Origin of the sequence: Streptomyces tagetis, from assembly GCF_018069565.1 — a bacterium.
Taxonomy (GTDB): Bacteria; Actinomycetota; Actinomycetes; order Streptomycetales; family Streptomycetaceae; genus Streptomyces; species Streptomyces tagetis.
Genome location: NZ_JAGPNL010000003.1, coordinates 751,515 through 769,570 on the forward strand (window position 1 = coordinate 751,515; position 18,056 = coordinate 769,570).

At 71.8% G+C, this 18,056-nt stretch carries 15 protein-coding genes, 2 tRNA genes and 1 riboswitch; of the genes, 11 read left to right on the plus strand and 6 right to left on the minus strand.

What is annotated here, in order from left to right:
• The first annotated feature begins 43 nt into the window (after positions 1–43).
• From J5Y05_RS15590 to J5Y05_RS15605, 4 genes are all read left to right on the plus strand, one after another.
• Positions 44–394 carry a metallopeptidase family protein gene (locus tag J5Y05_RS15590; RefSeq protein WP_210872669.1) on the plus strand — a complete coding sequence of 117 codons (351 nt, stop codon included), beginning with the start codon at positions 44–46 and terminating at the stop codon, positions 392–394.
• A gap of 115 nt (positions 395–509) precedes the next feature.
• A complete protein-coding gene (locus J5Y05_RS15595) occupies positions 510–1,049 on the plus strand; it encodes a hypothetical protein (protein WP_210872671.1) in 540 nt (179 codons plus the stop codon).
• 325 nt (positions 1,050–1,374) lie between these two features.
• The gene (locus tag J5Y05_RS15600) at positions 1,375–3,579 is read left to right on the plus strand and encodes a DEAD/DEAH box helicase (RefSeq protein WP_210872673.1); all 2,205 of its coding nucleotides are present in this window, start codon (positions 1,375–1,377) and stop codon (positions 3,577–3,579) included.
• A 259-nt stretch (positions 3,580–3,838) separates the two neighbouring features.
• Positions 3,839–3,911, plus strand: a tRNA-Lys gene (locus J5Y05_RS15605).
• 367 nt (positions 3,912–4,278) lie between these two features.
• Here J5Y05_RS15605 and J5Y05_RS15610 read toward each other — a convergent pair.
• Positions 4,279–4,818 (minus strand): hypothetical protein, encoded by a 540-nt coding sequence (locus J5Y05_RS15610; protein ID WP_210872823.1) that lies wholly within the window; start codon positions 4,816–4,818, stop codon positions 4,279–4,281.
• Between the two features lie 175 nt (positions 4,819–4,993).
• Between J5Y05_RS15610 and J5Y05_RS15615 the strand changes: the two genes are divergently transcribed.
• Together J5Y05_RS15615 and J5Y05_RS15620 are read left to right on the plus strand one after the other, a co-directional pair.
• Positions 4,994–5,749, plus strand: a complete 756-nt coding sequence (locus J5Y05_RS15615; RefSeq protein WP_210872809.1) for a DUF6879 family protein — start codon at positions 4,994–4,996, stop codon at positions 5,747–5,749.
• Positions 5,750–5,761: 12 nt separating this feature from the next.
• Positions 5,762–6,613, plus strand: coding sequence for a helix-turn-helix domain-containing protein (locus J5Y05_RS15620; RefSeq protein WP_210872675.1), 852 nt, complete (start codon positions 5,762–5,764; stop codon positions 6,611–6,613).
• A 119-nt stretch (positions 6,614–6,732) separates the two neighbouring features.
• Here the strand turns inward: J5Y05_RS15620 and J5Y05_RS15625 are convergent, their stop codons facing one another.
• From J5Y05_RS15625 to J5Y05_RS15635, 3 genes are read right to left on the minus strand one after another with little or no spacing between them, the layout of a single operon-like run.
• Positions 6,733–7,224, minus strand: a complete 492-nt coding sequence (locus J5Y05_RS15625; RefSeq protein ID WP_210872677.1) for a hypothetical protein — start codon at positions 7,222–7,224, stop codon at positions 6,733–6,735.
• A 47-nt stretch (positions 7,225–7,271) separates the two neighbouring features.
• Complete coding sequence (locus J5Y05_RS15630) at positions 7,272–9,068, minus strand: alpha/beta hydrolase (protein WP_210872679.1); 1,797 nt, start codon at positions 9,066–9,068, stop codon at positions 7,272–7,274.
• 9 nt (positions 9,069–9,077) lie between these two features.
• On the minus strand, positions 9,078–9,521 hold the full coding sequence (locus J5Y05_RS15635) for a hypothetical protein (RefSeq protein WP_210872681.1): 444 nt from the start codon (positions 9,519–9,521) through the stop codon (positions 9,078–9,080).
• Between the two features lie 236 nt (positions 9,522–9,757).
• On the opposite strand from J5Y05_RS15635, the gene J5Y05_RS15640 reads away from it, so the two are divergent.
• From J5Y05_RS15640 to J5Y05_RS15660, 5 genes are all read left to right on the plus strand, one after another.
• Positions 9,758–10,888 carry a dihydrofolate reductase family protein gene (locus J5Y05_RS15640; protein WP_210872683.1) on the plus strand — a complete coding sequence of 377 codons (1,131 nt, stop codon included), beginning with the start codon at positions 9,758–9,760 and terminating at the stop codon, positions 10,886–10,888.
• A gap of 84 nt (positions 10,889–10,972) precedes the next feature.
• Positions 10,973–11,046 (plus strand) — tRNA-Met (locus J5Y05_RS15645).
• A gap of 380 nt (positions 11,047–11,426) precedes the next feature.
• Positions 11,427–12,608: a PP2C family protein-serine/threonine phosphatase gene (locus J5Y05_RS32475; protein WP_210872685.1), complete on the plus strand. Its 1,182-nt coding sequence runs from the start codon at positions 11,427–11,429 to the stop codon at positions 12,606–12,608.
• 276 nt (positions 12,609–12,884) lie between these two features.
• Positions 12,885–13,042: riboswitch (cyclic di-AMP (ydaO/yuaA leader) on the plus strand.
• Positions 13,043–13,052: 10 nt separating this feature from the next.
• The gene (locus J5Y05_RS15655) at positions 13,053–14,084 is read left to right on the plus strand and encodes a M23 family metallopeptidase (protein WP_210872687.1); all 1,032 of its coding nucleotides are present in this window, start codon (positions 13,053–13,055) and stop codon (positions 14,082–14,084) included.
• Positions 14,085–14,376: 292 nt separating this feature from the next.
• The gene (locus tag J5Y05_RS15660; RefSeq protein WP_210872689.1) at positions 14,377–15,321 is read left to right on the plus strand and encodes an aldo/keto reductase; all 945 of its coding nucleotides are present in this window, start codon (positions 14,377–14,379) and stop codon (positions 15,319–15,321) included.
• Between the two features lie 58 nt (positions 15,322–15,379).
• Here the strand turns inward: J5Y05_RS15660 and trmB are convergent, their stop codons facing one another.
• A complete protein-coding gene (gene trmB / locus J5Y05_RS15665; protein WP_210872692.1) occupies positions 15,380–16,237 on the minus strand; it encodes a tRNA (guanosine(46)-N7)-methyltransferase TrmB in 858 nt (285 codons plus the stop codon).
• Between the two features lie 212 nt (positions 16,238–16,449).
• On the minus strand, positions 16,450–17,874 hold the full coding sequence (locus J5Y05_RS15670) for an NsdA family TPR-like regulatory protein (protein WP_210872694.1): 1,425 nt from the start codon (positions 17,872–17,874) through the stop codon (positions 16,450–16,452).
• Positions 17,875–18,056: the final 182 nt, after the last annotated feature.

Sequence of the window (18,056 nt, forward strand, 5' to 3'; positions counted from 1 at the left end):
GACGGCAGTGTCATACCGATGTGTCGTATCCGACAATGGGTCTGTGCTGGAGATGACGCGCGAGGAGTTCGAGGAACTGGTCGCCGAGGCGCTGGACCGGGTCCCCCCGGAGCTGACACGGCTCATGGACAACGTGGCGGTCTTCGTCGAGGACGAGCCGCCCGCCGACGACCCGGACCTGCTCGGACTCTACGAGGGGACACCGCTGACCGAACGCGGCGAGTGGTACGCGGGGGTGCTCCCGGACCGGATCACCATCTACCGGGGGCCGACGCTGCGCTTCTGCGAGACCCGCGAGGACGTCGTCGCGGAGACGGAGGTGACGGTGGTGCACGAGATCGCGCACCACTTCGGCATCGACGACGCGCGGCTGCACGACCTCGGGTACGGGTGACGCCGCCGGCCCTCCGGACGGCTCCGGGTGACGGTCTCCGCCCTGGGACGCGTGTCCTCTTGTGGGTGACGGGAGTTGGGCACGGCGACTCCTTGACCTCCGGAGGTGGCCGCCCGTGCGCCCCTTGTACGTACCCGCCCGTCTGACCGCCACCCTCCTGGCCGTCGCCGCTGCCGCCGGCTGCGTCAACGTCGGCGACGACGAGTCCGGCCGGAGCGCGCGGCCGTCGCAATCCGCCGGCGAGCGGGCCGGCGACGCGCCCGGCGCGGGCCCGGCGCTCCCGGGCGGTCCGGCCGGGTACGGCCAGGCCGGGGGCGGTGACGGGCACGGCCGCGGCAAGGACGCCGGGGGCGGCGACGGAAAGGCCGGCAAGGACGGGGACGGCAAGGACGGGGCCGAGGGCGCGGACCGCTCGGGCGCGCCGACCGCCGGCCCCTCCGGTTCGGCCCCGTCCAAGGGCGGCCCCGGCGAACCGGCCCCCACCCGTACGACGCTCCCGGAGCCCCCGCCCGAGCCGGAGCCGTCGGCCACGCCCGAACCGCCCGACCCGCCGGCGCCGGAGCCGACACCCGAGCCGTCCTCGTCCGCGCACGAACCGCCGGGCACCCAGCTCGCCCAGCGCGAGCCGGCACCGCGGGCGGGGGTGCCGGTGTAGGGCTGCCTACGCGGGGGCGGGGCCCTGGCGTAGGCGTGGGTCACTGGCGTGGGCGCGGGGCCTCGTCGTGGGCGCGGGGCCGTGGCGGAAACGGGCCGGACCACCCGCTCGGCCCATGTGACCACTCGGTTTGCCTAAGGGGGTGGTAGGTGCGTATGGTGGTAGATCGTTTGATCCCATTTGCCCGGCGCCACCACAGAGCGCGCCGTGTGGCGCGTACTCTCCCTTGCCGTGGCGGACCGCATCGAGGCGGTCGTATTGCGAATCGCGATTCACGGAGTTGACGGGCGCGTGCCGACGAGACTCCGGAAGGTTTCGCATTCGCATGTCCATCACCAGTACTGATCACGTCGTCGTGCCCGAGAACGCCGAGGGCGTTTCCGTGGCCACCGACGTCACCGACGTCACCGAGGCCGACCTCCCCGAGGCCGGCCTCACCGACGCCGCTCCCGAGGCCACCGAGGCCGACGCGGCCGACGAGGCCGCCGAGGACTCCGGCGAACCCGAGCTGACCTTCGCCGAGCTGGGCCTGCCCGAGGGCGTCGTGCGCAAGCTCGCGCAGAACGGCGTGACCACCCCCTTCCCGATCCAGGCCGCGACCATCCCGGACGCCCTGGTCGGCAAGGACATCCTCGGCCGTGGCCGCACCGGCTCCGGCAAGACCCTCTCCTTCGGTCTGCCGACCCTGGCCACGCTGGCCGGCGGCCGCACCGAGAAGCACAAGCCGCGCGCCGTCATCCTGACGCCCACCCGCGAGCTGGCCATGCAGGTCGCCGACGCGCTCCAGCCCTACGGCGACGTGGTCGGCCTGCGCATGAAGGTCGTCTGCGGCGGCACCTCCATGGGCAACCAGATCTACGCCCTGGAGAAGGGCGTCGACATCCTGGTCGCCACCCCGGGCCGCCTGCGCGACATCATCAACCGCGGCGCCTGCTCCCTGGAGAACGTGGAGATCGCGGTCCTCGACGAGGCCGACCAGATGTCCGACCTGGGCTTCCTGCCCGAGGTCACCGAACTGCTCGACCAGGTGCCGGCGGGCGGCCAGCGGATGCTGTTCTCCGCGACCATGGAGAACGAGATCAAGACCCTGGTCGACCGGTACCTCACCGACCCGGTCAGCCACGAGGTCGACGCGGCGCAGGGCGCGGTGACGACCATGTCGCACCACATCCTGGTCGTGAAGCCCAAGGACAAGGCGCCGGTCACCGCGGCCATCGCCTCCCGCAAGGGCCGCACCATCGTCTTCGTCCGCACCCAGCTCGGCGCCGACCGCGTGGCCGACCAGCTCCGCGAGGCCGGCGCGAAGGCCGAGGCGCTGCACGGCGGCATGACCCAGGGCGCCCGTACGCGCACGCTGGCCGACTTCAAGGACGGTTACGTCAACGTCCTGGTCGCCACCGACGTCGCCGCCCGCGGCATCCACGTCGACGGCATCGACCTGGTCCTCAACGTCGACCCGGCCGGCGACCACAAGGACTACCTGCACCGTGCCGGGCGCACGGCGCGCGCCGGCCGTACCGGCACCGTGGTGTCGCTCTCCCTGCCGCACCAGCGGCGCCAGATCTTCCGGCTGATGGAGGACGCGGGCGTCGACGCCACGCGCCACATCATCCAGGGCGGCGCGGCCTTCGACCCGGAGGTCGCCGAGATCACCGGCGCCCGGTCGATGACCGAGGTCCAGGCCGAGTCCGCGGGCAACGCGGCCCAGCAGGCCGAGCGGGAGGTCGCCCAGCTCACCAAGGAGCTGGAGCGGGCCCAGCGGCGTGCGACCGAGCTGCGCGAGGAGGCGGACCGGCTGGTGGCCCGCGTCGCGCGCGAGCGCGGCGAGGACGTGGAGACGGTGACCGCCGAGGTGGCGGCGGCCGTGGCCGAGCCGGAGATCACCCTGCCGGAACAGGCGGGCGAGCGGGACGAGTTCCGCCGTGACGACCGTGCCGACCGGGGTGACCGTGGCGGCCGTCCGTACGAGCGCCGTGACGACCGGGGTGGCTTCAACCGCGACCGTGACCGGGACCGTGGCGGCTTCCGCCGCGACGACCGTGGCGGCGACCGCGGTGGCCGTACCTTCGAGCGGCGTGACGACCGCGGCGGCTTCCGCCGTGACGACCGTGCCGACCGGGGTGACCGTGGCGGCCGTCCGTACGAGCGTCGTGACGACCGGGGTGGCTTCAACCGCGACCGTGACCGGGACCGTGGCGGTTTCCGCCGCGACGACCGTGGCGGCGAGCGCGGCGACCGTGGCGGCGACCGCGGTGGCCGTACCTTCGAGCGTCGTGACGACCGGCGCGACGACCGGCGTGACGACCGGCGTGACGACCGCGGCGGCTTCCGCCGTGACGACCGCACCGACCGTGGCGGCCACCGTGGCAGCGACCGCCCGTTCAACCGCGACCGCCAGGGCGACCGCCCCGGCTTCCGCAGCGGCGGCCACGACCGCCCGTACGGCCGTCGTGACGACCACCGTGGCTCCTCCCCCTCCTCCTCCTTCGGCCGCCGCGACGACAAGCCGCGCTGGAAGCGCAACGGCTGACGGCACCTGAACGACCGGCAAGGGCCCGCACGACCTCCTCGTGCGGGCCCTTCCGCGTCCCCCGCCTGTGACGCCCGTCACTTTTTCACCCGGCGCCACCCCGGCGTCAACGCCGCGAACCCCCTCCGCACCCCCCACCAGGAACGGCCCCGAACAGCACGAACGCCGACGTCCCGGACGCGCCGACCGCCCGGATACCCGATCGGAGACACGGCCTCGTCCAGCTATGCTCAGTGAGGCAACACCACGCACCACCCCTGGGCCCTTAGCTCAATTGGCAGAGCAGTGGACTTTTAATCCATTGGTTGTGGGTTCGAGTCCCACAGGGCCTACCTGCCGAACCCCAGCTCACACGACACGCGGGCTGGGGTTCTGTCGATTCTGTGGGTGCTGATGATCGGCTGCTCAACCGCTGCTCAACCGGGAGGTCGAGGCAGAAGCAGAAGGGCGGCCACCCTCGCGGGTGACCGCCCTTTCCCGGATTACCCTCCCGGGCAGTCGCAACGCCGTCTGCGGACTCTCCCCGGGCGAGTGCGGGACCACTCCTCACTGCTGCTGGACACCCTGATCCGCATCGCCGAGGCCATCGGCGTGGACCGTGGCTGCCGGATGGGTGACGGCCGCCTCTGACGGGGCGGCAGAGACGGCCGTCGGCTCCGCTCCCGGCGCGGCCAGTGGACGTACGCGCCGGGAGCGGGGTCAGAGGGGCCGGCGACGGACGTGTACGGGCGTGGTGTGGCGGGGCGGGTTCGTGCGGCAGGGCTCGGGGTGGATGGTCAGGTTGGGTGTGGCGCCTGACGGGGAGTCGATGATGATGACGTGGGGCTTGCCCTGGATCGGGGGTCCGCAGGTGTCGCAGTGGGTCATCGGAGGCTCTGGCGTACGAGGCGGTACAGGTGGCGGGCGGTGTCGCAGGGGGCGCTCTGGCCTCCCGGCCGGGGTGGCCTGGCAGTCGGCGCATTCCGGTGCGTGGGTGAAGAGGGCGCGGTGTGCGCGGGTGCCGGCGCAGGCCGGGCAGGCGCGGGGCCACCAGCGCCCCCTGGGGCTGTCCAACTCGCCGAGGTTGACGGCCGTGGCCAGCGTGAGCGGCCCCGAGCACCAGACGCACAGTGCGCCGCGGAGCTGGTCCTCCGCGAGGGCGACAGGGTCAGGCGGGACGATTCCGGCGCCGTCGAGGGCCCTGCGTAAGGATTCGACGGCCGTGAAGAGGTCGACATCGGTCGACGGGGTGTTGGCCATATCGGGACGTTAAGAGCCGGAACCGGCCAGGCACCATCGTTGTTGCGCGAGGTTGCGCGCTTGCCTCGTCAGGTTGCTCGAAGTTGCGCATCTGGAGATGGCGAAGCAAGGGCGCGGGGCGCCCGGCTCGTAGACGCTGGGGAGGACCACCACCACGGCGAAGGGGAGAGAGGCACTGGCCCGGCGACTACGGTTCAACGGCACTGGCAGCGGAGTCAACGGCTGCCCGTCCGTCGACGAGGATCTGGACACGGGCGAGGTCATCGTCCACGGACCACCGCTGACAGACCCGGACGACATCGCCAAGCTGTGCCGGCTCGGACCCGGCGAAGTACCGATCGTCGTCCCCCGAAACCTGCTCGTCGACTTCGGTCCGAAGGACACCGACCGCGCGCCCGACATCATCGGCCTGGACGAGTTCGACCGGCTGTTCACCGCGTTCGAGCACACGGCCTGGCGGCTGGAGACGCGCCGCCGGTACGCCTCCGAGGGGACAACGCCGACCTACGCGCAGTTCACCCGAGGCGTGCCGGTGAACTGGGACGGGGCGGACCCCGAGTGGTGCGCCGAGCGGCGTCGGCAGTCGGCGCTGGCGAAGAGGTTCGGCCGCGTCCGCGTCATCGACCAGCCGCCCACCACCGGCCGGCTCTACCTGCTGGAGAACGCCCGCCGCAACAGCGCCGTGGGCGAGACCATCTACAACCTCGACCGCGCCCGTGCTGAGCGGCTCGCCCTGCCCGAAGAGGATTTCTGGATCTTTGACTCCAGGCTTGTCGCACTGCTGGACTTCGACGACGCCGACGACCTCGTGAGCGTGGAGCTGATCAGGGAACCGGCCGCCGTCCTGCGGTACGCCGTGGCACGCGACGCGGCGACGCACTACGCCATCCCGTACCGCGAGTACGCGCGGCGACTGTCGGCAGGAGACTAGACAGGGGCATCGGTGAGTACGGACTACCAGCAGGCCCGAGAGGCCCTGGGGACACGGCTGCGGGAACTGCGGCTCTCGGCGCCCGGTGGCCGGCTCACCGGTGCTGAACTCGCCCAGCAGCACGGCTGGAACAAGTCGAAGGTCTCCCGCCTGGAGAACGGACGCCAGACGCCCACGCCCGACGACCTGCGCTGCTGGGCGGAGGCCACAGGGCAACCCGAAACGTACGACGAACTCCTCGCCCGGCTAGGCGGCTTCGAGTCGCACATCCGGTCGTGGCGGCGGCAACTGGCCTCCGGACACAAGCCCGTGCAGGACACGCACCTGAGCGCCCACGCTGACGCCAGCCTGTTCCGGGGCTGGGAGACATCCATGATCTTCGGAATTCTTCAGACCACGGACTACGCGCGGTCGATCTTCACTCGGTACGCGGAACTCCAGCGGACCCCGCGCGACACCGAGGACGCCGTGCGGTCGCGCATCCAGCGGCAAGAGGCGCTCTACGATCCCGCGAAGAGGTTCCACCTGCTGCTGTGGGAGCCTGCGCTGCATACTCTCGTATGCCCACCGGCGGTGCTGGCCGCGCAACTCGACCGGCTGGCCGGGACCGTCGGACTGGACACGGTGGAGCTGGGAGTCATCCCGTTGTCCGCGTCGGTCAAGATCCCCCCGGCGACTGCGTTCTGGGTGTACGACGATCGGCAGGTCATCGTCGAGAACTGGCACGCGGAACTCTGGATCGACGACCCGGTCAATGTCGGCACGTACCTGCGGACCTGGGAGACGCTGCGGGAGTCCGCGGTGTACGGGGCGGGCGCGCAGAACATCATCAACCGCGCACGCCGGGCGCTGAGCCCCCGCTGAATCAGACACGACGGAAGCGGGGCCGTGGTCATGAGGTGATGCCGTGCGGGTAGGGCCTGACCTCCTCGGGGACGGGCGGCTGACCGCGATGACGCTGTCCTCTCCATGACTGGGCAGGTTCAGAAGCGCTGGATCTCTTGGCCGTCTGGGATCTTGTAGCAGCCGGAGATGACGGACAGGCTCAGCATCGGAGGGTTTTCCTTGGCCATTTTGATGACCTTCACGCCGGCCTTCTTCTTTTCGTTGTCGGCAATCATTCTGATGTTTTTGTTCTTGCTGGCGTCCGGTCCGTATTCGACGATGTTCCATCCGTTTTTCGGCAATTCTTCTTTGAGTCGATCCATTGCCGAGTCGATGTCGCTCGCCGCAGCGGGGTAAAAACTCCAGGGGTGGAGAATCTGGAAATAGGTGTTTTCGTCCCTGCCTGGGCACTCGGTGACCGTCGAGTGACTGTCGGACGCCTCTCCTTTCACGCCGATGAGATCGTAGATCTCGCTGGACACCCTTTCCATCGCGTCGGCGGCATCAAGGGAAGTGCTCATGCCGGAGAACGGGACGCCATCGGAGTCTTTTTCAGTCATGTCGCATCCGGTGAGGATCGTGAGAAGCATGCATGCTGCGAGTGTCAGGGTGCTCGGCCGAGACTTCACGTCAGCTCCTACTTTACGTGTGCTTTCGGGGCGGGCGATGGCTGTAGTGGCACGTTGTCACCCTTTCCGACGACGATCAGCGCTTGATCTCCCAGGCTGTTTGTTCCCGGTTTCCAGTAATTGCTGTGACCTCTGGTGTCGGTGATCATCTGATTGGCGCCGAACTCCGGGTCGCTGGGGATGATGAAGCGGTCCCCGCCGTGACCCCACCGGCCGAGACTCGGGACGATGTCGCCGTCGGCATCCTGATTCCATACATGCCCCTTGGGGACGTCCAACTCATCGGCCCTGGAGACCTTGACGCCAGGACTGCCCGCGAAGATGATCTCATCGGCGTTGAGCTGCCCAGTCTGGGCTGCCGCGCCTACGAGAGTCGTTCCGTATGAATGGGCGATCACCGTGGTGTGAGAGGATGAATTCCCGGAATGTGATGCGTCCAGCCCGTCCAGGAAGTCCCGGAACGCCGGTGCGCCATCGTATGCGTAATGTTCGAAGGGGGCATCTTTCACGACGTCGTCCGGTGCGTCGTAACCGAGCCAGGTGATGGTGGAAACGGATTCGCCGCGAGATCTGCTGCTGGCTTCTTGCCAGACCTGGATCATCCGATTGATGTTCCCGCCGATGTTTTCCAGATCGGACTCCGTGCCTGGAACGTAGACCGCTGTGTGATCTGCGGTATCAGGGTTTCCGTTGGCGATGATGGCACGACCGTCCTTTTCGGGGTTGAACCCCAGCAAGTACGCTTCCGGGAGTCCTTTTGTGCCGGTCGAATCGAAACGGTCCTGAATGGCTTGCATACCTTTGAGGGAGCCGGTGAGATGGTCGTACCGGGCGCCGTAATTTTTATGCCATTCCATCCATTCGTCGGTGTACACCTTGGACGGGTACGGGCCGGATGTGATCCACGTCCACTTGTTGGACGGTGGTGGTGGGATCGAGTTCAGTTCCATCTGCATGGTGCCGCGTGTGGTTTCGAGCACCATGCGGTTGGCCTCGTCCCGGACGGTGGCGGGTAGCCCGTCGAGCCCGCCTACGGTTGCGGGGTGCAGGGACATCCAGGCGTCTCGCTCCTCCGCGCTGAGCTTCCTCCACCACTCCGCGTTGTCCTCGGGGCTTCCCTCCTTCGGAGGCTGAGGCAGGGAGTCGAGGAACTTCTTGCCCGCCTCGCGCACACCGTCCGTGTCCGAGGACGTGTCGGCCCAGTCCGTGGGGGAGACCGTGAGGTCGTCGTCTGCTTGCAGGGCTCGTAGTCTGGGGGCCCATGTGGTGTCGGTCTCCGTGGCCTCCTTGAGGGCGGTGGCGATCTGGTCGGCGTAGTCCTGGGCGAGGCGGTGGTGGGGGTTGGGGTCGAAGTGGGCTGCCTGGCGGGCGACGGCGGAGGCCGTGGCGTCGGTCAGGCCGTGCGCCGTGCCGCCCGCGGGGGTCCTGCCGTCCTCGTCCTTCTCCCCGCCCGGGGGGTAGGTGACCGAGCCGTCGGCGTTGACGGTGAGCTTCGCCGCCCTGGCGCCGTCGAGGGCCGCGTCGAGCTTTCTCCTGGCAGCCTCCATCTCGTACGAGAACGCCTCCAGGGCGGTGCCGACGAGGCCGCACTGCACCTGGACGTAGTGGAAGTTCTGGCTCAGTTCCCCCAACTGCTTGCCCGCCGCCGTGGCGGCCTGGCCCCTCAGGCGCTTCCTCATGGCCACCGCGATCTCGTTGTCGATGCGGTCCTTGGCCGCGCCGGCCATGGCGGAGGTGCGGCGGTAGCCGTCGGCCGCCTCGGAGTACTCGGCCGGCTTGAGGGCCTTGAGCGTGGCGAGGTCCATGACGTCCGGTCACCGGTCCCTGTCCTGGCCGCCGACGGCCGGTGTGTCGGCGTACTCCACCACGAGCCGGGCGATCTCGGCCTCGATCGACTCGTCCGTCCTGAGCTGGTCGTCGCCCGCCTTCACCAGCAGGCCGGAGAGCTTCCGGCAGCGTCCGCCGACGCTTTCGACGTAGGTCTCCCAGGAGTCGTGGACGGCCTTCCGGGCGGCGGCGGTCAGACAGCCGGTGTCGGCGCCCAGGCCCGTCCGGCCGTCCTTGAGCTGTGCCGTGGCCTTGCCGATGTCCTCGCACAGGGAACCGATGTCCGTGCCGGCCTTCGTCCAGGCGGGCTTGTTCGAGATGAGGTCGCCCGTGCCGCCGCTCCGCTCGGCCGGTACCTGGTCGAGCCGCGTCCGTGTGCCGGTGCGATCGGCCGCCGCGGCCTTCAGCCGCTCCCATTCGTCCCACGCCATGCGTGGCCCTCCTGCTCTGCGATCGGATCGATCCGCACAGTAGTGATCCGTCGCTGTGTGTCGCATCGGTAACGGCCGCCATCCCGTCTGAGTACGCGTACTCAGACGGGATGGCGGGGCCGATGAGGTGGCGAGGGGGCGATGAGGCGCCCGGTACGGTCCTTCGGGAGGCGGGGTGCGGTTGTCCGTGCCGTCGCCTGTCGTCCGCCCGTCCGTCCCGTCCAGCCGGAGTGCCGATGCCTCTCCCCTATGTCCTGCTCTCCGCCGCCGTCTCCCTCGACGGGTATCTCGACGACACCGGGCCCGAGCGGCTGTTGTTGTCGGGGCCGGCGGACTTCGACCGGGTCGACGAGGTACGGGCGTCCGTGGACGCGGTGTTGATCGGGGCCGGGACGATCCGGGCCGACAACCCGCGGCTGCTCGTCTACTCGGCCGAGCGGCGGGCCGCGCGGGTCGCCTCGGGGCGGCCGGAGTACCCGCTGAAGGTCACGGTGAGCGGGTCGGGGGAGCTGGACCCGGCCGCGCCCTTCTGGCACACCGGCGGCGCCAAGGCCCTGCTGACCACCGACGAGGGCGCCCGGCGGGCCCGCGCGCTCGGGATCGCCGCCGACATCGTGCCGCTCGGCGACCGGATCGACTGGCGGGCGGCGCTGGAACACCTCCACGACGCGCTCGGCGTCGAACGGCTCATGGTGGAGGGCGGCGGGACCGTCCACACCCAGTTGCTGCAACAGGGGCTCGCCGACGAACTCCAGCTCGTCCTGGCCCCGTTGCTCGTCGGGGACCCGCGGGCGCCCCGCATGTTCGGGCCCGGCGCCTACCAGGGCGGGCGGCTGCGGCTGGTGGAGACGCGGCGCATCGAGGACGTCGTCCTCACCCGCTACCTGCCCACCGCGCCCGGCACCGGCCGCACCGTCACCGCCGCCGACCGGCACTGGCTCGCGCTCGCTTGCGAACTGGCCGAGCTGTGCCCGCCGTCGCGCACCGCGTTCAGCGTGGGCGCGGTCGTCGTCGCCTCCGACGGCACCGAACTCGCCCGCGGCCACTCCCGGGAGGGCGACGACCCGGTCGCCCACGCCGAGGAGGCCGCCCTCGCCAAGACCGACCCCGCCGACCCCCGGCTCACCGGCGCCACCGTCTACAGCAGCCTGGAGCCGTGCGCCCGCCGCGCCTCCCGGCCCGCGCCCTGCGCCCGGCTCATCCTCGACGCCGGGGTGCGCCGGGTGGTCACCGCCTGGCGGGAGCCGGACACCTTCGTGGCGGACGCCGACGGGAGCGGGGTGCTCGCCGCCGCGGGCGCCACCGTCCTCGTCCTGCCCGAGTACGAGGAGCGGGCCACGGCGCCGAACCGGCATCTGACCGGCTGAGACGCGCCGAGACACCCGCCGGGGCGCCTGGGAAAACAGATGTGCGCCGGGCCCCCGGGATGACGTACACTGGAGTCACAACGACGCGGGGTGGAGCAGCTCGGTAGCTCGCTGGGCTCATAACCCAGAGGTCGCAGGTTCAAATCCTGTCCCCGCTACTGAAGGCCGGAGGCCGGAATCCTTGAGGATTCCGGCCTCCGGTGCGTTCTCCGGTGCGTTCTCCGGTGCGTTCTCCGGTGCGTTCTCCGGTGCGTTCTCCGGTGCGTTCTCCGGTGCGTTCTCCGGTGCGTTCTCCGGTGCGTTCTCCGGTGCGTTCTCCGGTCGCCTCTGGTCGTTCTGCGGTGTCCTCCGGTTGGTCTCCGGCCTTTTCCTGTGTTCTCTCGCGTGTGTTCTCGCGCGCCGCCGGCCACCGCCCACCCCGTCATCCGATCGGCCCCGTACCGCTCGCCGCCCGTCGCCGCCCCCGCGAACCTGGACGTCGGGACGGCAAGCGGCACGGCAGCGGGGCGGCAGGAGACGAGTGGTGCGGCCAGGTGACGTGGACGACGAGGGAGCGTACGCCAGGGCCGGCGGCAGGCTCCCCGGCGACCCCGTGCCCGACCCGGGCCTCGGCGACGTGACCGAGCCGCCCGCGCGTCCGCCCCGGCGCGAGGGGCGGGCACGGCGCCGGACCCTGGTGCGCGCGCTCCCCGTCCTGATCCTCGTCGTCGCCGTCCTCTACGACCTGCTCACCCCGCGCTCCTTCACCGCCGGGCCGCTCTACACGGCCGCCCCCCTGATCGCCGCGCCGATCTACTCGCGGCGCGGCACCGTGCTCACCAGCGCCGGCTCGGTCATCGCCGTCCTCACGCTCCAGGCGGGCAAGGGCGTCCTCCAGTACGTCGACTCCCTGACCGAGCTGGCCACCATCGCGACCGTCGCCGCCCTCGCCATCCTCTTCAACACCTTCGTCCGCCGCACCGACGAACGCCTCGCCTCCGCCCGCGAGATCGCCGAGGCCGCCCAGCGCGCGGTGCTGCCCGCCCCCGCCGAACGCATCGGCGGCTTCGAGATCGCCGCCCGCTACGAGGCCGCCCAGGCCGACGCCTTCATCGGCGGCGACCTCTACGCCGTCCAGGACAGCGCCCGGGGCGTCCGGCTCATCGTCGGGGACGTACGCGGCAAGGGCATGGGCGCGGTCGCGGCCGTCGCCGTCGTGATCGGCGCCTTCCGGGAGGCCGCCGAGCAGGAGGCCACGCTGGAGGCGGTCGCGCAGCGGCTGGAGCGGGCGCTCGCCCGCGAGGGCACCCGGCGCGAGGGACTGGACGCCTTCGAGGGGTTCACCACCGCCGTCCTCGCCGAACTCCCGCACGGCGACGGCACCGTCCGCATCGTCAACCGCGGCCATCCGCCACCCCTGTTGCTCTACGCCGACGGCACCCTCGGCCAGGTGCCCGTGCGCGAAGCGGCCCTGCCGCTCGGCATGGGCGACCTCGGCGTCTGGCCCGACCACGCCGAGGAGTCCGGCTTCCCCGGCGGCGCCACGCTGCTCCTCTACACCGACGGGCTGACCGAGGCCCGTGACGAACGGGGGGAGTTCTACGACCCGTACGCCTACCTCGCCGGCCGGGACTTCCGGCATCCGTCGGAGTTGCTGGACACCCTCGCGGAGGACGTGCGCCGGTACTCCGGGGGCGGTATGGCGGACGACATGGCCCTGCTCGCCGTACGCCGGCCCTGACCCGGCGGACCCCGGGGACCCCGCGTCCGGGGCCCGTTGTCACGACCTGTGACCGGGCGACCGCCCTGCGCATAACAACTGACACACCATCAGAAAGTCGTGGTGTGAGGCGCTCCACCGAGGACGGGTCAACTCGCCCGGTTTTCACCGGTCGTGGGGTCTAAGTCCGCGCCGGGATCGTTAATGATCAAGGGGAACGGCTTGGATTCCATGCCCGGTGTCTATTAACGTTCGATAACGCAGCGCGGTCGTCCCAGCCGTCACAGAAGGCGGCTCCGTGCGCACGCGCCGAATCCCGCGAGGGAACCGGGGAACCACCACATTGGGGTGAATCGTGTGTGTGCCGTCGTGGAGACACGGCCGGTATACGCGCGTAGGAGACCTTCCTGCTCCGAACCCGTCAGCTAACCCGGTAGGCGGAAGGAAGGAAAGGAGCGCGCCCACGTGGCGTCTAACCGGCCCGCCCCCGAGGCTCCGTCCGTGCCGAGCAGGTACGACGGCGACCCCTTCGTCTACGGCGGCCCCCGCCCCGACGACGGTCCCTTCGAGGAGTGGAACCCCACCGCCGACACCGTCCGGCCCGTCCGGGGCCGGCACCGCGTCGCCAAGCAGCGCGGCGGACTCGCCCGCAGTTCCACCGTCCTCGGCGTCGGTGTCATCGCGGCCGTCGGCGCGGGCGGCATGGCCACCGCGGCCCCCGGCAAGGCCCCCGTCTCGATCTCCATGCCCGACCTCCCCTCGGTCGGCTCGCTGATCTCCACCCCCGAGCCGGAGCCGGAGGGCTCCAGCACCCCGCTCAGCGGCATCGGCGTCTCCACCGACGACACCGCCGAGGGTGCCGGCGACGCCGGTGAGGCGCTGCGGGCGCGGATCATGGCCCAGGCCGAGCAGCAGCAGGACCAGGTGGCGAGCAAGGCCGCCGCCGAGGCCGCCGCCGCCGCCGAGAAGCAGGCCGCCGAGGCCGCCGCCAAGGCGGAGAAGGAGGCCAAGGCCGAGGCCGCCGCCGCCAAGGAGAAGGCGGAGGAGGAGGCCCGCAAGAAGGCCGAGGCCGAGCGCCTGGCCGAGCTGGCCCGGCAGTACGCGCTGCCGACCTCCGCCTACACGATCACCTCGACCTTCGGCCAGTCCGGCTCCATGTGGTCCTCCGGCTACCACACCGGCCTCGACTTCGCCGCCCCCACGGGCACCCTGATCAAGGCCGTCCACACCGGGACGATCACCGAGGCCGGCTGGGCGGGCTCCTACGGCTACCGCACGATCCTCACCCTGGAGGACGGCACCGAGCTGTGGTACGCCCACCAGTCGTCGATCAACGTCAGCGTGGGCCAGCAGGTCAACACGGGTGACGTCATCGGCCGCGTCGGCGCCACCGGCAACGTGACCGGTCCGCACCTGCACTTCGAGGTCCACATCGGCGGTGCCGACAGCGGTGTCGACCCGACGGCGTGGCTGCGGAGCAAGGGCCTCGGCATCTGAGGCGTCCGGCACCCCGGACCGGGCAGCCGACGCGGACCCCCGCGCCGGCCCTGCGGCGATCCCCGCGTCACCTCGACGCGACACACCCGCGGTCCCGCCCCGTGCGGCGACCGCGGCGGCCCTCCCGGAAGACCCCGGCGGTCCTGGCGGCCGACCCCCCGACGCCAGGGCCGCCGGTCTCCGGTGCGCGTGCCGGCCCGCGGTCCGCGGGGGCCCGCCGTGACGGCCCCGCCCACGGAACGGCGGCCCACCGGTGGAATGACCGCGTCCGGTGCGGGTGTTGTCGTACGACATGACTTCTCTGCGTACTCTCGGTTCCTCCGGTCTCCGGGTCTTCCCGCTCGCCCTCGGCGGCAACGTCTTCGGGTGGACCGCCGACCGTGACCGTTCCTTCGCCGTCCTCGACGCCTACGTGGCCGCCGGCGGCAACTTCCTCGACACGGCCGACTCCTACTCCGCCTGGGTGGAGGGCAACTCCGGCGGCGAGTCCGAGACCGTCATCGGCGAGTGGCTCGCCGCGCGCGGCAACCGCGCCGACCTCGTGATCGCCACGAAGGTGAGTCAGCACCCGGAGTACCCGGGGCTGTCCGCCGGCAACATCAAGGCCGCCGCCGACGCCTCGCTGCGCCGCCTCGGCACCGATCACATCGACCTCTACTACACCCACTTCGACCGGCCCGAGGTGCCGGTCGAGGAGATCATCGGGGCCCTCGACGAGCTGGTGACGGCCGGCAAGGTCCGCTACATCGCCGCCTCCAACATCTCCCCGGAGCGGCTCGCGCGGTCGCTGGAGTTCTCCGAGCGCGAGGGCCTCGCCCGGTACGTCGCCCTCCAGCCCCACTACAACCTGGTCTCCCGCGACACCTACGAGGGCCCGCTGCGCGACCTCGCCGAGCGGTCCGGGCTCGCCGCCGTCCCCTACTACGGCCTGGCGTCCGGCTTCCTCACCGGCAAGTACCGGCCGGGCGTGGAGGTGGACAGCGCGCGGGCCGGGCGGGCCGCCGGGTACCTGGAGAGCGAGCGCGGCCGACGCGTCCTCGCGGCCCTCGACGAGGTCGCCGAGGCGCACGACGCGCCCCTCGCCACGGTGGCCCTCGCCTGGCTCGCGGCCCAGCCGACGGTCGTCGCGCCGATCGCCTCCGCGCGGACCGTGGAGCAGCTTCCGGCGCTGCTCGGCGTGGCGGAGCCGGCCCTCACGCCGCAGGAGATCACGAAGCTGACGGACGCCTCCGCCTGAGCGCGGTACCGGCGCCCGGCCCTTACCCGGCGCCCGGCCCTTACCCGGCGCCCGGCCCTTACCCGGCGCCGGGCCGCGCGTCGGTCCGGCCGTCGTGCGGGACGCGGCGGAAGACCAGGTCGTTCACGACGTGGCCCTTGTCCAGGCCCTGCCCCTCGAAGCGGGTCAGCGGGCGGTGGGCGGGGCGGGGCGCGAAGCCGCCGTCGGCCCGGGTGTTCTCGAAGTCCGGGTGCGCGGTGAGCACCTCCAGCATGTGCTCGGCGTACGGCTCCCAGTCGGTGGCGCAGTGCAGCTCGGCCCCCGGGGCCATGCGGGAGGCGGCCAGCGTCAGGAACTCCGGCTGGATCAGGCGCCGCTTGTGGTGCCGCTTCTTCGGCCAGGGGTCGGGGAAGTAGACGCGCAGTCCGGCGAGGGAGTCCGGGGTGAGCATCTCGCGCAGCAGGATGATCGCGTCGCCGTTGGCGACCCGGATGTTGGTCAGCCCGCCGCGTTCGGCGAGGGCGAGCAGGTTGCCCTGGCCGGGGGTGTGCACGTCCACCGCGAGGATGTCGACCTCCGGTTCGGCGGCGGCCATCCGCGCGGTGGCCTCGCCCATGCCGAAGCCGATCTCCAGGACGACGGGGCGGTCGTTGCCGAACAGGGCGGCGAGGTCGAGGACCCGCTGTCCGTCGACGTCCAGACCCCAGGTCGCCCAGAGCCGCTGGAGGGCGTCCGCCTGTCCGGCGGTGACCCGGCTCCGGCGGGGCTGGAAGCTCCGGATGCGCCGCTCGAAGTGGGAGCCGGCGGGGTCGGCCTTCGGACCGTCCGGGAACCGTGGCTCCCCCTTCGCCCGGGTGTGGCGCAGGGGGGCGTCGGCGGGCGCGGTGGGGGCCGCGGAGGCCGGACGGTGGGCGGGGGTGCGGTGGGAATCAGACACAGTGCGTCGATTTTACGTGGGATGGCTGAGCGCCGGAGCGCGCGCCGGTGCGGGGTGCGGGGCTCCTCGGGCGCGCGGGGGGTCGGCGCACGCCGGTGACTCGGGGGACCGTCGCGGCTCGGGGGACGACGGCCGACGGTGGGCCGCCCTCCGTGAGCGGCGGCCCACCGGCCGGGGCCGGCCCGGGGCGGTGGGCCGGGGCCGGCCCGGGGTCAGGCCGGGGTCACCAGGAGCGGGCGGGCGCGCTCGCGCAGCTCGGCCACGCGCGGTTCGTCGCCGTAGGGCTCCAGCCGGTGCAGGAGGTCCTTGACGTACTCGGTGGTGCGGGCGGACGAGATGCGCCCGGCCACCTCGACCGCCCGTACGCCCTGCTCGCAGGCGGCGTCCAGGTTCCCCGACTCCAGTTCGGCGACGGCCGAGACGACGAGCCGGAGCCCGTGCGAGCGGACGAACTCCTCCGTCGGCTTCGACAGCGCCTGCTCGGTGAAGCGGCGGACCTGGCCGGGTGCCTTCAGATCGCGGTAGCACTCGGCCGCGTCGGCGGCGAAGCGGTCGTAGGAGTAGAAGCCGAGCCAGGTCGGGTCGCTGTCGCCGGGGCGGGACCGCTCCAGCCAGCTCTCCGCCGCCTTCAGCGCCGTACCGGCCGCGGCGGCGTCCCCGGCGCGGGCGTGGGCCCGCGCCTCGACCAGGCGGAAGAAGCTCATGGTGCGGGCGGTGGCCAGGCCCCGGTTGCGTTCGAGCGCGGCCTGCGCGAGGTCGACGCCCTCGTCGCCGAAGCCCCGGTAGGTCGCCTGGAGCGACATCGAGGCGAGCACGTACCCGCCGAGCGGCACGTCCGCCGCCGCGCGGGCCAGCCGCAGCGCCTGGATGTAGTACCGCTGGGCGGCTTCCTGCTGGCCGGTGTCGAAGGCCATCCAGCCGGCCAGGCGGGTCAGTTCGGCAGAGGCGCCGAACAGGGCGCGGCCGACCTCGTCGGAGTAGGCGCCGAGCAGCAGCGGAGCCGCCTCGACGCGTAAGCACTCGGGCACCATCGACGAACGCCAGTCGCCGCCGCCGTACTTGGAGTCCCAGCGGCGGGCGTCCTCGGCGGCCTCCCGGAGTTTGCGCACATCGCTGTGGCCGACCTTCAGCGGTGCGCCGGAGCCCTCGGCCGGGCTCACGTCGCGCGCCACCGAACTGTCGGCCGGGGTTATGAGCCAGCGTGAGGCGGGGGTCGCGTACGCGCTCACCGCGAACGAGCCCGCCAGGGACTGCCAGATGCCGCCCCCGCCGGCCCGGCGTCCGGCCAGGTCGAGCCGGTACAGCTCGGTCGCCGACCGCACCGCCTGCGCCACGTCCCTCGGGAAGGCGAGCCCGACCTCGGGGGCCGGGTCCGCGTCCGCGAGGCCGATCTCGTGCAACGGGACGGGGCGCCCGAGCTTCTGGCCGATCGCGGCGGCGATGAGGTGCGGGGCGGCGCCCTGCGGCACCATGCCCTTCGACACCCAGCGCGCCACCGACGTCTTGTCGTAGCGAAGCGTCAACCCGCGCTGGGCGCCGAGGTCGTTGACGCGGCGGGCGAGGCCCGCGTTGCTGATTCCCGCGAGGGCGAGAACGGCGCCGAGCTTTTCGTTCGGCCCGCGTTGCTCCCTGGACATGCGCCACCCCTCGACACAGACGGCTGCCGCGCTGGCATAACCCCGCGGCATTCGTAAACCCAGCGTAGTTCGCCGCATCCCAAGCGTTAAGGGGCATTCTTCCGGATGGCGGGATTGTGGTCCGTACGGAAGTGCGGCGTCTGTACGGACTGTGGCCGTGTGCTCCCGGTGTGTGGCCGTGC

Coding starts and splice junctions, on each gene's coding strand:
- J5Y05_RS15600 (WP_210872673.1), top strand. CDS start 1,375: ATGTCCATCACCAGTACTGATCACGTCGTCGTGCCCGAGAACGCCGAG.
- J5Y05_RS15610 (WP_210872823.1), bottom strand. CDS start 4,818: ATGGCCAACACCCCGTCGACCGATGTCGACCTCTTCACGGCCGTCGAA.
- J5Y05_RS15625 (WP_210872677.1), bottom strand. CDS start 7,224: ATGCTTCTCACGATCCTCACCGGATGCGACATGACTGAAAAAGACTCC.
- J5Y05_RS15630 (WP_210872679.1), bottom strand. CDS start 9,068: ATGGACCTCGCCACGCTCAAGGCCCTCAAGCCGGCCGAGTACTCCGAG.
- J5Y05_RS15635 (WP_210872681.1), bottom strand. CDS start 9,521: ATGGCGTGGGACGAATGGGAGCGGCTGAAGGCCGCGGCGGCCGATCGC.
- J5Y05_RS15640 (WP_210872683.1), top strand. CDS start 9,758: ATGCCTCTCCCCTATGTCCTGCTCTCCGCCGCCGTCTCCCTCGACGGG.
- J5Y05_RS15660 (WP_210872689.1), top strand. CDS start 14,377: ATGACTTCTCTGCGTACTCTCGGTTCCTCCGGTCTCCGGGTCTTCCCG.
- J5Y05_RS15670 (WP_210872694.1), bottom strand. CDS start 17,874: ATGTCCAGGGAGCAACGCGGGCCGAACGAAAAGCTCGGCGCCGTTCTC.